The following is a 12,924-nucleotide window of genomic DNA, read 5'->3' as shown; positions in this document are numbered from 1 at the left end:
AGTACGCATCCCGGACCCGGACGACTCATCCGCGCGGCGAACGAGTCGTTCCGGATCCGGAACGGTGGCGTCGTGCCCTGGCCAGGCCGTGTCGGACACGGTCGTGTCGGAAACGGCCCAGTGGAAACGGGCCTAGTGGAAGCTGTGCTCCTCGGCCGGGTACGCCCCGCCCGTCACGTCCTCGGCGAAGGCCTTGGCCGCGTCACCGAGCGCCGAGCGCAGCTGCGCGTACTGCTTGACGAAGCGCGGCACGCGGTCGCCGGTCATGCCGGCCATGTCGGTCCACACCAGCACCTGGGCGTCGCACTCGGGCCCGGCGCCGATGCCGACGGTCGGGATGTGCAGCGAGCGGGTGACCTCGGCGGCCAGGTCGGCCGGCACCAGCTCCAGGACGACCGCGAAGGCGCCCGCGTCCTGCGCCGCCTTGGCGTCGCGCAGCAGCTGGTGGGCGGCCTCGTCGCCGCGGCCCTGGACCCGGTAGCCCATGGCGTTGACGGACTGCGGGGTCAGGCCCAGGTGGGACATGACCGGGATCCCGGACCGCACGATCAGCTCGGTCTGGGCCAGCGAGCGCTCGCCGCCCTCCAGCTTGACCGCCTGCACCCCGGCCTCCTTGACCAGCCGGGTCGCGCTGCGCAGCGCCTGGACCGGGCCTTCCTGGTAGGAGCCGAACGTGAGGTCGCCGACGATCAGGGCGCGGCTGGTGCCGCGCACGACGGCCGCGGAGAGCATCGTCATCTGGTCCATGGTGACCGGGACGGTGGTGTCGTAGCCCAGGTGACAGTTGCCCATCGAGTCCCCGACCAGCAGCACCGGGATCCCGGCCTCGTCGAAGACGGAGGCGGTGACGGCGTCGTAGGCGGTGAGCATGGGCCACTTCTCACCGCGCTCCTTGGCGGCGGTGATGTCGCGGACGGTGATGCGGCGCGTGCCCGTGCCCCCGTACAGCGCGCGGACGCTGTCGGATTGCTTCTGGGCAGCCGGAATCTGCGTCATTGCAACGGCTCCTTCAGTCATCTCGAGGCACCCTGACGGCGTCCCCGGATCCCTTCCATGCTGGCACGTGCGGGCCTGTACGCAAAGAGGCCCCCTGTTTTTACCCCTGTTTTACGATACGAGACGGTCCCGTATCGGAAATGCGGGCTAGCGTGGAGCCATGTCCATATCCTCGAGTCAGAGCCGAGCCGTTCCCGAGGCGGTCCACCGCCGCCGCTGGGCGATCCTCACCGTCCTGCTGTTCAGCCTCCTCGTGGTGGTGCTGGACAACTCGATCCTCAACGTGGCGATGAAGACGATCGCCCAGCCCGCCCCGACCGGCCTCGGCGCGACCCAGAGCCAGCTCGAGTGGGCGATCAACTCCTACACCCTGGTCTTCGCCGGGCTGCTGTTCACCGCGGGCCTGCTCGGCGACCGGCTGGGCCGCAAGAAGGTGCTGCTCTTCGGCATGCTCGTCTTCGGCATCGGCTCCGCGCTCTCCGCGGTCTCCGACTCGTCGGGGCAGCTCATCGCCTTCCGCGCCGTGATGGGCCTCGGCGGCGCGTTCATCATGCCCGCGACGCTCGCGATCATCATGAACGTCTTCGAGCGCGAGGAGCAGCCCAAGGCCATCGGCATCTGGACCGGCGTGGTGGGCCTCGCCATCGCGATCGGCCCGATCACCGGCGGCGCGCTGCTGGAGCACTTCTGGTGGGGCTCGGTCTTCCTGATCAACGTGCCGATCGTGGCCGTCGCCCTGATCGCGATGGTCGTCCTGGTGCCGGACTCGAAGGACCCCGACCCCGGCCGCCTCGACCCCGTCGGCGTGCTGCTCTCGGTCGTCGGCCTCGTCGTGCTGATCTACGGCATCATCAAGGGCGGCCAACTCGGCGACTTCACCCAGCCCAAGGTCTGGCTGACGATCCTGGCCGGCCTCGTCGTCATCGCCGGCTTCGTGCTGTACGAGAAGCGCAGCGACCACCCCGCCTTCGACGTCAACTACTTCCGCAACCGGCAGTTCTCGGCCTCGGTCGCGGCCATAGGCCTGGTCTTCTTCGCGCTCATGGGCGTGACGTTCTTCGTCGTGTTCTACACGCAGAGCGTGCGCGGCTACAGCGCCCTGCAGTCCGGCGTGCTGCTGCTGCCGCTCGCCGCCGCCCAGATGGTCTTCGCGCCGCGCGCCCGGCTGGTCGTCGACCGGTTCGGCCCGCGTGCGGTGTGCGCCATGGGCCTGGCGCTGACGGCCGTCGCGTTCCTCGGCTTCCTGCTGCTCGACCAGGACAGCCCGATCTGGATCCTGGAGGTCCTCTTCTTCCTGATGGGCACGGCGATGGCCCACGTCATGCCGCCCGCCACCGTGATGATCATGTCGTCGCTGCCGCGGGAGAAGGCCGGCTCCGGCTCCGCCGTCAACAACACCTTCCGCCAGGTCGGCGGCGCGCTCGGGGTGGCCATCCTGGGCTCGCTGCTCTCCACCACGTACCGCGACGGCATCGACAGCCACCTCGGCGGCCTGCCGGCCTCCGAACGGCACGCGGCGGGCGAGTCGATCCAGGCCACCTACGGCGCCGCCGAGCACATGGGGCCCGCGGGCAAGGCGCTGCTGCAGCCCGCCAACGACGCCTTCATCCACGCCATGCACATCACCGCGATCGGCTCCGCGTCCGTGGCGGCGATCGGCGCCCTCGTGGTGCTGGCCTTCCTGCCGCGCAAGGACGCCGTTCCGAAGCAGGGCGGGGAGCGTGCCCCGGAGGCGGTCGGAGCCGGGCGATGAACGAGACCGGGACGGCCGGGGCCGCCGGTGCGGCGGCGGCCGACGCCGTACCGCGCGGCCGCCCGCGCAGCGCCGCCGCCGACAGCGCCATCACCGAAACGGTGCTCCGGATGCTGGAGGAGGGCGTCACGATAGGGGAGCTCTCCATCGAGGGCATCGCCCGCGACGCCGGGGTCGGCAAGGCCACCGTCTACCGGCGCTGGCCGGGCAAGAACGCGCTGCTGATGTACGTGCTCAACTCGATCGACGAGCCGACGCCCGAACTGGCCGGCGAATCGGTGCGGGACGACCTGGTCACCATCGTCGACGCCATCCGGCGGCGCGGCCTGGCCAAGCGCTCCTCGGCGGTGATGCGCAACATCATCCTGCAGTTCCAGCAGGTACCGGAGTTGTGGAAGCAGTACCACGACACCGTGATCGTCACCCGTCGCGACGCCATGATCGGCGTGCTGCAGCGCGGGGTGCGCACCGGCGAGATCCGGGAGGGGCTCGACCTCGAACTGCTCGGCGACATATTCGCCGGCCCGATGCTGAGCCGGGCCATGATGCGGCCGGGCGCGTCGCTGGAGGAGGGGCTCTCGGAGTCGATCGTCGACACGGTTCTGGAGGGCGCGCGCCCGCGTTGAACGGGTGTTGACCGGTGTCGACTGCGGTGACCGTTATGTACGCGTTGTGTCACAGGGGGCGGTGGCGGGGGTTCCGATGGAACCCGCCGCCCCTTCCGGCCCGTCGGTTCCTGTGTCGATCCCTTAGGGTCGGCATGGCACTCGGCAAGGCAAGTGAGGACCCCCCACATGACCCAGGCGCACATGACCGACGCAGCCACGGACGGCCCCGAGCCGGACCGTTCAGCCTCAGGAGCGCGACGTCGCTTCGGCTGGCAGCGCGACGGCATGTGGCGCAGAGGCATCATCACGGCGGCGGTCGCGGTGATCCTGGCCCTGCTGCTGTCCTTCCACTCCGACGTGCCGAACCGGATCGGCAACCTCGGCAGCCTGGTGGAGACGTTCCTGCCGTGGCTGGGCCTGATCCTTCCGGTGCTGCTGGTGGTGGCGCTGCTCCGGCGCTCCGCGACGGCGCTGATCGCCGTGCTGCTGCCGCTCCTGGTCTGGTTCAACCTCTTCGGCGGACTGCTCACCGACAACGAGAAGTCGGGCGGCAACCTGACGGTGCTCACGCACAACGTGAACGCCGACAACCCCGACCCCGCGGGAACCGCCGAGGACGTCATCGCCGGGGGCGCCGACCTCGTCGCGCTGGAGGAACTGGCGGCCGGTCAGGTCCCCGCGTACCGCGCGGCGCTCGCCGGCACCTACCCGTACCACTCGGTGCAGGGCACCGTCGGGCTGTGGAGCAAGTACCCGCTCGACGGCGTGCACGCGGTCGACATACGGCTCGGCTGGACGCGGGCGATGCGCGCCGCCGTCGCCACCCCGCAGGGCCGGATCGCCGTCTACGTCGCCCACATGCCGTCGGTGCGCGTGAAGTTCAACGCGGGCTTCACCGCCGGGCAGCGCGACCGCGCGGCCGACGCCCTCGGCGAGTCCATCGCGCGCGAGCCGCTGGGCAAGGTCGTGCTCCTCGGCGACCTCAACGGCACCATGAACGACCGCTCGCTGGCGTCCGTCACCTCGCAGATGCGCTCCACGCAGGGCGCGGCGGGCAACGGCTTCGGCTTCAGCTGGCCGGCCGACTTCCCGATGGCGCGGATCGACCAGATCATGGTCAGGGACATCGAGCCGATGTCGTCCTGGACGCTGGAGAAGACGGGCAGCGACCACCTTCCGGTCGCCGCCCGCCTGCAGATGTGACCCGGGGGCGGGTCAGTTGGCCGCGCGGCCGGTCTCGCGCCACCGCGAAGTGATCGGCAGCCGCCGGTCCTTGCCGAAGCCCTTGGCCGAGATCTTGGTGCCCGGCGGGTACTGCCGGCGCTTGTACTCGGCCGTGTCCGTCATCTTCAGGATCCGCGTCACCAGCTCCGGGTCGTACCCCTCGGCGATGATCGCCTCCCGCCCCTGGTCCCGGTCGACGTAGAGCTCCAGCACCCGGTCGAGCACGTCGTAGTCGGGCAGCGAGTCGGTGTCGACCTGGCCGGGGCGCAGTTCCGCGCTGGGCGGCTTGCTGATCGAGTTCTCGGGGATCGGCGGGGTCTCGCCCCTGGCCTGCGCCGACGCGTTGCGCCAGCGGGCGATCCGGAAGACGGTCGTCTTGTAGACGTCCTTGATCGGCCCGTACGCGCCGACCGAGTCCCCGTAGAGCGTCGAGTAGCCGACGGCCAGCTCGCTCTTGTTGCCCGGCGCGAGCACGATGTGGCCCTCCTGGTTGGAGATGGCCATCAGGGTCGTGCCCCGGATCCGGGACTGCAGGTTCTCCTCGGCGAGGCCGGTGAGCCCCAACGCCGCCATGTACGCGTCGAACATCGGCGCGATGGGGACCGTCCTGAGGTTCAGCCCGGTGCGGCGGGCCAGTTCCTCGGCGTCCCCGATCGAGTGCTCCGAGGAGTACCGGGACGGCATCGCGACGCCGTACACGTTGGCGGGCCCGACCGCGTCGCAGGCGATGGCGGCCACCAGCGCGGAGTCGATGCCGCCGGAGAGCCCGATCAGCACCGACCGGAAGCCGTTCTTCGCGACGTACGCGCGCAGGCCGGTGACGAGGGCGGCGTAGATCTCCGCGTCGTCCGCGAGCGGCTCGGCGCACCCGGCGGCCACCTCCGGCTCGTAGTGCGCGACCGGCTCGGCCGAGAGGGTGACGTGCTCGATCCGCAGGCCGTCGTCGAGCACGCCGGACGGCACCTCGCCGGCGGCGGGCAGCTCCAGGTCGACCAGCACGCGGCCCTCCTCGAACTGCGGGGCACGGGTGATCACCTCGCCGGAGGCCGAGACGACGATCGAGTCCCCGTCGAAGACCAGCTCGTCCTGGCCGCCGACCATCGCCAGATAGGCGAGGGTGCAGCCGGCCTCCTGGGCGCGCTTGCGCACCAGCTCCAGGCGGGTGTCGTCCTTGTCCCGCTCGTACGGCGAGGCGTTGATCGACAGCAGCAGCCCGGCGCCGGCGGCGCGGGTGGCGGGCACCCGCCCGCCGTCCTGCCACAGGTCCTCGCAGATCGCGAGCGCGACGTCCACCCCGCGCACCCGGACCACCGGGAGCGTGTTGCCGGCGACGAAGTAGCGGAACTCGTCGAAGACGCCGTAGTTGGGGAGGTGGTGCTTGGAGAAGCGGAGCGCGACCCCGCCGCGGTGCAGCACCGCCGCCGCGTTGCGCGGGGACCCTGCGGGCTGCCCGTAACGCGCCTGCTCCTTCTCGCCGCGGTCCAGGTAGCCGACGACGACGGGCAGTTCCCCGAAGCCCTCGGCGGCCAGCCGGCCGGCCAGCTCCGCCAGCGCGGAGCGGCTGGCCTCGACGAAGGACGAGCGCAGCGCGAGGTCCTCCACGGGGTAGCCGGTGAGCACCATCTCGGGGAACGCCACCAGATGGGCGCCTTGCTCGGCCGCGTGCCGGGTCCAGCGCACGACGGACTCGGCGTTCCCGGCGATGTCACCGACGCAGGAGTCGATCTGATTCAGGGCGAGGCGAAGTTGAGGCACCCCTGAAGTGTAATCGTCAAACCGACGCGATGTCCGGAGGGGGCGGCGTGTCCGGCGGCACACCCCGCCGGCCGGACACGTCCCCCGTCCCCCCGTCAGGCGGCGGGACCGCCCCGGGTCCGCAGCCAGACGGCCGTGTCGGACGGCAGCAGCTCACCGGCGAGCGGGCCGCTGGACAGCAGCACCGACGTGTTCGGCGGCAGCTCGACGGGGTCCCCGGAGAGGTTGACGACGCAGGTGAACGCGTCCGTCCTGCGGAACGCCAGCACCCCGGGGCGGCTCTCCAGCCAGCGGATCGGCCCGTCCCCCAGACCGGGCTCGGCCGCGCGCAGCCGCAGCGCGAAGCGGTAGAGCTCCAGCATCGAGGAGGGGTCACCGGTCTGCGCGGCGGCGGTGCGGTCCGCCCAGTCGGCGGGCTGCGGCAGCCACGGCGGCTGCGTCGCGCCCTCGGGACTGAAGCCGAACGGGGACCGGGTGCCCGACCACGGCATCGGCACGCGGCAGCCGTCCCGCCCCGGCACGGTGCCGCCCGAGCGCAGGTACATCGGGTCCTGCAGCCGCTCGGCCGGAATGTCCTCCACCTCGGGCAGCCCCAGCTCCTCGCCCTGGTAGAGGTAGACCGACCCGGGCAGCGCCAGCGTCAGCAGCGCGGCGGCCCGCGCCCTGCGGGTGCCGAGCGCCAGGTCCGTCGGCGTGCCGTGCGCCTTGGTCGCGAAGTCGAAGCCGGTGTCCGCGCGGCCGTAGCGGGTCACGGTGCGGGTGACGTCGTGGTTGCACAGCACCCACGTGACGGGCGCGCCCACCGGCTCGTGCGCGGCGAGCGTCGTGTCGATGGACGTGCGCAGCCTGCCCGCGTCCCAGGGGCACGACATGAAGTCGAAGTTGAAGGCGGTGTGCATCTCGTCGTGCCGCAGGTACCGCGCGAACCGCTCGGCGTCGGGCATCCACACCTCGCCGATCAGGGCGCGGCTGCCGGGGTAGGAGTCGGCGATGCGCCGCCAGGAGCGGTAGATGTCGTGCAGCTCGTCGCGGTCGTCGTAGGGGTGCGGGCCCTCCCGGTCCTCCGTCAGGTCCGGCAGCGCCGGGTCCTTGACGGGCAGGCTGGCGGAGTCGATGCGGACGCCCGCCGCGCCGCGGTCGAACCAGAAGCGCAGCACGTCCTCGTGCTCGCGCCGCACGTCCGGGTGGTCCCAGTTGAGGTCCGGCTGCTCGCTGTCGAACAGGTGCAGGTACCAGTCGCCGGGGGTCCCGTCATCGTTTACGGTCCGCGTCCAGGGAACGCCGGCGAACTGCGACGGCCAGTTGTTGGGCGGCAGCTCGCCGTGCTCGCCGCGCCCGGGACGGAACCAGAAGCGCTCCCTGGCCGGGCTGCCGGGGCCGGCCGCCAGCGCCTCGCGGAACCACGGGTGCGCGGACGAGACGTGGTTGGGGACGATGTCGATGATGGTGCGGATGCCCATGTCCAGCGCCTCGGCGATGAGCTTCTCCGCCTCGGCCAGGGTGCCGAACACCGGGTCGATGTCCCGGTAGTCCGCGACGTCGTAGCCGCCGTCGAACATGGGGGAGGGGTACCAGGGGTTGAACCAGAGGGCGTCGACGCCCAGCTCGCCGAGGTACGGCAGCTTGGCCCGGACACCGGCGAGGTCTCCGATCCCGTCGCCGTTGCCGTCGGCGAAACTACGCGGGTACACCTGGTAAATGACCGCGTTGCGCCACCAGTCGCCCGAGGCGGAGTGGTGGTCGGAGACGGGCGGGCGGGTGTCTGCCACGGAGACGTCCTTTCGGGCAGGAGGGACCCCGCCGCCGGCCTTTCAGCGGGGATGGGGCATGGGACCGGCGGCGGAGTTCTGAGGGGTTCAGTCCTGGCGAAGCGCTGGTCAGCCCTTGAGGCTGCCCGCGGTCAGGCCGGACATGATGTTGCGCTGGAAGAGCAGGAAGATGGCGATCGTCGGCAGGGCGGAGATGGCCAGCGCGGCGATCAGGACGTTCTGCGGCACGCCCTGCGACAGGGAGTTGATCCCGATGTTGATCGGCTGCTTGTCCGTGTCGGGCTGCACCAGCATCGGCCAGAGGAAGTCCTTCCACACGTTGACCACCGCGAAGATGGACACCACGCCGAGGATCGGCCGCGACATCGGGAGCACGATCGACCACAGGGTCCGCAGCGGGCTCGCCCCGTCGATCGCGGCCGCCGACATCAGGTCCTCGGGGATCGAGTCGAAGAACCGCTTGAGCAGGAAGATGTTGAACCCGTTGGCGACGGTGGGGAGCCAGATCGCCCAGGGGGTGCCGATCAGGTTGATGTGCAGCAGCGGCAGGTCGAGCACGGTCAGGTACTGCGGCACGATCAGCACGGCGGCCGGGATCATCAGCGTCGCCAGCATCATGCCGAGGATCAGGTTCCCCAGCACCGGCCGCAGCTTGGAGATGGCGTAGGCCGCCGCGACGTCGAAGACGAGTTGGAAGGCGAGCGCGCCGAACGCGTAGTACATGGTGTTGAAGAGCAGCCGGGCGATCTTCAGCTGGCTCCACGCCGTCTTGTAGTTCTCCGGCTTCGGGTGCTGTGGGAAGAGCGTCGGCGGATTCTGCAGGACCTCCTGCGCGGATTTGAATCCGCCGGAGACCATCCAGTAGAGCGGTCCCAGGAACACCAGGGTGAAGACCAGGACGGTGACGGAGAGAACGGTCCAGTAGATGAGTTTTCCGTGCGGCCTGTTCAGCGCGGCCGAGGATATGAGGGTCCGCTGGTGCGGTTGGTTGGCTGCCATGTCCTTCTCCCCGTCCTAGTCGCTGTCGCGGCTGAGCCGCGCGTACAGGCCGGAGAATCCGCCGAGTACCACCAGCATGATGAGTCCGAGCGCCGAGGCGCTGCCGAAGCTGTCGTAGCGGAACGCGTACTGGTACACCATGTAGACCACGGTCCCGGTGGAGTTCTCCGGTCCCGCGCCTCCGGTGAGCAGATAGACGTTGGTGAACTCCTGCATGGTCGCGACGATCTGGAGCAGGAGCATCAGCGACAGGACCGACCGGGTCTGCGGGATGGTGATGTGCCAGATCTTGCTCAGCAGCCCGGCCCCGTCCAGGTCGGCGGCCTCGTACAGCTCACCCGGGACGTTCTGCAGCGCCGCCAGGTAGATGAGGGTGGCACCGCCCGCGTTCATCCAGGTGGCCGCGATCACCACGGAGATCATCGCGGTGCTCGACGAATCGAGCCAGGCCTGTTCCGGCAGGTGCAGGAAATGCAGGATGTGATTGAAGAGGCCGTACTCCGGGTTGTAGAAGTACTTGAAGAGCAGCACGCCCGCGACCGGCGGCAGCATCACCGGCAGGTACACCAGAATGCGCAGATAGGCCTGTGCGTGCCGGAATTCGTTGAGCACGATCGCGATGACGAACGGCACCGCGAACCCGATCACCAGCGCGTACAGCGTGAACTGCATCGTGTTGCGCCAGGCCGGCCAGAACCCCGGGTCGTTCCATACGGTTTCGAGGTTCTTCCAGCCCACCCAGGTGGTCTCGCCGCGCTTGGTCTTCTGGAAGCTCATGATGACTTCGCGGACCATCGGATACCAGGAGAAGAATCCGAAGCAGAGCACCGCACCGATCATGAACGCATGCGCCTGCAGATCGCGGCGCAGTCTCCGGCCGAACCCCGCGCGGGCGTTCTCGTCCGGGCGTCCCGGACGGCGCCGGGAACCCCTCGGCGACGAATGCCCGGAACCGCGTTTGGCCTTGTTGTGGGAGACGGTGGTGGCCGCCATAGGAACTCCTCGACTGGGGCCGGGGGCACCCCCGGTGGGCACAGCGACTACTGATCGGCGGACGGTGCCGCGGGTGCGGGGGCCGGCGCTCTCGCCGGCCCCCGCCCGGGCTGTTACTGGCTGGCTGCCAGCAACGTGTTGACCTGCGTCTCAGCGGTCGAGAGGAGCTTGGCGACGTCGGCGTTCTTGTTGGTCAGCGCGCCGGACATCGCGTTGTCGAGCACCGTGTAGATCTTCTGGGCGTTCGGCGGCTCGGGCTTGACCGGGACCTGGGCGGCCACGTAGCTCGCGAAGTTCGCCACCGGCACGGTCGCGTTCGCGGTCTTGGTGGCGGTGTCCTTGTCCTTCGAGGCGCCGGTGAAGAAGAACGGCTGCGGCAGGCCGACCGGGATGCCGTCCGCCTTGTTGCGGGGGTAGTTGAACTGCCCCTTCTCCAGGGTCAGGAACTTGAAGTTGACCCAGGCGATGCCGGCCTTGATCTGGTCGGGCGAGGCCGACTTCTTGAACATGTAGTCGGCGCCGCCGAACAGCGAGGTCTTGCCGCCGGGGATCGGCGCCATGCCGAGGTCCTCGAACTTGGCCTGGTACTGCTGGACGACGAGCGGGATGTCGTCGGGGGCGCCGACGTACATGCCGACCTTGCTGGTGCCCATGGCCTTCTGGACGTCGCCCCACGCGAGTCCGGGGGTGGCGGGCATGCTGTTGTCCGTGAAGCGCATGTCGTGCAGGGTCTGGAGCAGGGTCTTGCCCTCCTCCGTGTTGAACGCGGCCTTCTTGCCGTCCTCCGAGGTCACCTGGCCGCCGAGCCCGTAGAGCTCCGAGGTGAAGTGCCAACCGCCCTGGTTGCCGCCGGCGTTCTCGATGAAGCCGTGGATGCCCTTGCTGCCCAGCTTGTCCTGGATCTGCTTGGCCGCGGCCCGCACGCCCTCCCAGGTGGTCGGGGGCTTGTTGGGGTCGAGACCGGCGTCGGCGAAGATCTTCCGGTTGTAGATCAGGCCCATCTGGTAGTTCGAGGTCGGCAGGCCGTACAGCTTGCCCCCGTCCTTCAGCACGTTCATGACGTTGGGGTCGATGTCGTTCAGGTTCGGGACGGTCTCCGGCGTGACGTACGCCGTGATGTCAGCGGCCTGACCGGCGTCGAGCACCTGGTCCTTGTCGGTCATGTACGTGTAGAAGGCGTCGGTTTGCGTGCCGCCCTTCAACATGGCCGTGAACTTCGCCGGGTCCTCGCAAGGGAACGCGTCCTTGCTGTTCACCGTGACGTTCGGGTAGAGCACCTTGAACGCGGCTATGTCGTCGGCCCACTGCTTGCGCTCGGCCGCCTTCGTGGCCGGCGGCTGGCAGTCGACGGTGATGGAGACCTTGGTGCTGGGATCCAGCTTGGCGCTGACGCTCTTGTCGCCCGAGCCGGGGTCCTTCGCACTGTCCTTGCTGTCCGAACAGGCCGCGGCGGTCATCCCGACCCCGGCGACCAGTACGACGGCCACCAGCGTCCGGTAGCGGTTTGTCTTCATTGATCAACCCTTCCCCTGAACCACTGCGCGACGATGCTCCGCGCTCTGAGATCTGCGAACCCTGCGCGGTTGCGTGGCGCGGGGTGTGCGCCGCCGTCTCGGGTGGGCTCAAGGTACTGAACCCGATAGATGTCCGCAAGATTTCGCGCGAAGCTCGCAAAGACACGACTTGATTACGAAGCCGTTTCTCAGCCAGTGGTGTCGGGGAGGGTTGCCAACGACTGCCGAGGTCGGACCGGGCTCAGCGGGTGGCCGCTTCCACCCCCGGCTGCTGGGGCTGCGCTGCTCGCGGCGCCGGGCCCGTGGAGCCCCGTACGACGAGCTCGGGTTCGAAGAGCAGCTCGTCGTGGTCGACGGGCGTGCCGCTGATCTGGCCGCTGAGCAGGTCGACGGCGGCCCGTCCCATCGCCTCGATGGGCTGGCGGACGGTGGTGAGCGGCGGATCGATGCAATTCATGAACATCGAGTCGTCGTAGCCGATGACCGAGAAGTCCTGCGGCACCGACAGCCCGCGGCGGCGGGCGGACCGGATGGCGCCCAGGGCGATCGGGTCGCTCGCGCAGATGACGGCGGTGACGCCGCGCTGGATCAGCCGGCTGGCCGCGGCCTGCCCGCCCTCCAGGGTGAACAGCGCGTGCTCGACGGCGGTGTCGGGCAGTTCGCCGCCGCGCGCCCCGATCCAGCGCCGGGCCGCGGCGAGCTTGCGCTGCGACGGCACGTGGTCCGGCGGCCCGAGGATCAGGCCGATCCGCTCGTGGCCGAGCGACGCGAGGTGCGTCATGCCCTGCTCCACGGCGACGGCGTCGTCGCAGGAGACCCGGGGGAAGTCGAGATGGTCGATGGCGGCGTTCATCAGCACGGTGGGCAGGTTGCGCTCGGCGAGCCGGGCGTAGTGCTCGTGCGACGACTCGGCCTGGGCGTACAGGCCGCCGAAGAAGATCGCCCCGGAGACGTGCTGCTGCAGCAGCAACTCCACGTAGTCGGCCTCGGATACCCCGCCGACGGTCTGGGTGCACAGCACGGGGGTGAACCCCTGCTGTGCGAGAGCGCCGCCGACCACCTCGGCGAAAGCGGGGAAGATCGGATTGGAAAGCTCCGGGAGAACGAGCCCGACAAGGCGGGCACGCTCCCCGCGCAGCTGGGTCGGTCGTTCGTAACCGAGCACATCGAGTGCGGTCAGCACTGCGGCTCTGGTCGCATCGGAGACTCCGGGCTTCCCGTTCAGCACTCGGCTGACGGTCGCCTCGCTCACCCCGACCTTCTTTGCCACCGTGGCAAGTCGTCGTGTCATGACGTCAACTCTAGTACAGGTT

General features: G+C 69.7%; 10 protein-coding genes. 3 read left to right on the top strand and 7 right to left on the bottom strand.

The window, feature by feature from the left end:
* Positions 1 to 132 precede the first annotated feature (132 nt).
* Positions 133 to 996 (bottom strand): 3-methyl-2-oxobutanoate hydroxymethyltransferase, encoded by an 864-nt coding sequence (gene panB / locus ABZ721_RS08905; RefSeq protein ID WP_358787918.1) that lies wholly within the window; start codon positions 994 to 996, stop codon positions 133 to 135.
* Positions 997 to 1,156: 160 nt separating this feature from the next.
* Between panB and ABZ721_RS08900 the strand changes: the two genes are divergently transcribed.
* The 3 genes from ABZ721_RS08900 (at position 1,157) to ABZ721_RS08890 (ending at position 4,560) form a co-directional block, all read left to right on the top strand.
* Complete coding sequence (locus ABZ721_RS08900) at positions 1,157 to 2,749, top strand: MFS transporter (protein WP_358787917.1); 1,593 nt, start codon at positions 1,157 to 1,159, stop codon at positions 2,747 to 2,749.
* Positions 2,746 to 3,375, top strand: a complete 630-nt coding sequence (locus ABZ721_RS08895; RefSeq protein ID WP_358787916.1) for a TetR/AcrR family transcriptional regulator C-terminal ligand-binding domain-containing protein — start codon at positions 2,746 to 2,748, stop codon at positions 3,373 to 3,375. The genes ABZ721_RS08900 and ABZ721_RS08895 overlap by 4 nt, the downstream gene beginning before the upstream one ends.
* 183 nt (positions 3,376 to 3,558) lie before the next feature.
* Positions 3,559 to 4,560, top strand: a complete 1,002-nt coding sequence (locus tag ABZ721_RS08890; RefSeq protein WP_358787915.1) for an endonuclease/exonuclease/phosphatase family protein — start codon at positions 3,559 to 3,561, stop codon at positions 4,558 to 4,560.
* A 12-nt stretch (positions 4,561 to 4,572) separates the two neighbouring features.
* Here the strand turns inward: ABZ721_RS08890 and ABZ721_RS08885 are convergent, their stop codons facing one another.
* From ABZ721_RS08885 to ABZ721_RS08860, 6 genes are all read right to left on the bottom strand, one after another.
* Positions 4,573 to 6,336 carry an NAD+ synthase gene (locus tag ABZ721_RS08885; RefSeq protein ID WP_358787914.1) on the bottom strand — a complete coding sequence of 588 codons (1,764 nt, stop codon included), beginning with the start codon at positions 6,334 to 6,336 and terminating at the stop codon, positions 4,573 to 4,575.
* Between the two features lie 95 nt (positions 6,337 to 6,431).
* Positions 6,432 to 8,105, bottom strand: coding sequence for an alpha-amylase family glycosyl hydrolase (locus ABZ721_RS08880; RefSeq protein WP_358787913.1), 1,674 nt, complete (start codon positions 8,103 to 8,105; stop codon positions 6,432 to 6,434).
* 108 nt (positions 8,106 to 8,213) lie between these two features.
* Positions 8,214 to 9,104, bottom strand: coding sequence for a carbohydrate ABC transporter permease (locus ABZ721_RS08875; RefSeq protein ID WP_358787912.1), 891 nt, complete (start codon positions 9,102 to 9,104; stop codon positions 8,214 to 8,216).
* A 15-nt stretch (positions 9,105 to 9,119) separates the two neighbouring features.
* Positions 9,120 to 10,097: a sugar ABC transporter permease gene (locus ABZ721_RS08870; protein WP_358787911.1), complete on the bottom strand. Its 978-nt coding sequence runs from the start codon at positions 10,095 to 10,097 to the stop codon at positions 9,120 to 9,122.
* A gap of 113 nt (positions 10,098 to 10,210) precedes the next feature.
* Positions 10,211 to 11,611, bottom strand: a complete 1,401-nt coding sequence (locus ABZ721_RS08865; RefSeq protein ID WP_358787910.1) for an extracellular solute-binding protein — start codon at positions 11,609 to 11,611, stop codon at positions 10,211 to 10,213.
* Positions 11,612 to 11,852: 241 nt separating this feature from the next.
* Entirely contained in the window at positions 11,853 to 12,902 is a 1,050-nt protein-coding gene (locus ABZ721_RS08860) for a LacI family DNA-binding transcriptional regulator (RefSeq protein WP_358787909.1), read from the bottom strand.
* Between the last annotated feature and the right edge of the window lie 22 nt (positions 12,903 to 12,924).

Source organism: Streptomyces sp. NPDC006733 (genome assembly GCF_040636125.1).
Lineage (GTDB): Bacteria > Actinomycetota > Actinomycetes > Streptomycetales > Streptomycetaceae > Actinacidiphila.
This window is presented reverse-complemented; position numbering and strand designations above follow the sequence as displayed.

Bases quoted from the DNA above. Each gene is read 5' to 3' on its own strand.
- ABZ721_RS08870 (WP_358787911.1), bottom strand. From the start codon at position 10,097: ATGGCGGCCACCACCGTCTCCCACAACAAGGCCAAACGCGGTTCCGGG.
- ABZ721_RS08875 (WP_358787912.1), bottom strand. From the start codon at position 9,104: ATGGCAGCCAACCAACCGCACCAGCGGACCCTCATATCCTCGGCCGCG.
- ABZ721_RS08890 (WP_358787915.1), top strand. From the start codon at position 3,559: ATGACCGACGCAGCCACGGACGGCCCCGAGCCGGACCGTTCAGCCTCA.
- ABZ721_RS08865 (WP_358787910.1), bottom strand. From the start codon at position 11,611: ATGAAGACAAACCGCTACCGGACGCTGGTGGCCGTCGTACTGGTCGCC.
- ABZ721_RS08900 (WP_358787917.1), top strand. From the start codon at position 1,157: ATGTCCATATCCTCGAGTCAGAGCCGAGCCGTTCCCGAGGCGGTCCAC.
- panB (WP_358787918.1), bottom strand. From the start codon at position 996: ATGACGCAGATTCCGGCTGCCCAGAAGCAATCCGACAGCGTCCGCGCG.
- ABZ721_RS08895 (WP_358787916.1), top strand. From the start codon at position 2,746: ATGAACGAGACCGGGACGGCCGGGGCCGCCGGTGCGGCGGCGGCCGAC.
- ABZ721_RS08860 (WP_358787909.1), bottom strand. From the start codon at position 12,902: ATGACACGACGACTTGCCACGGTGGCAAAGAAGGTCGGGGTGAGCGAG.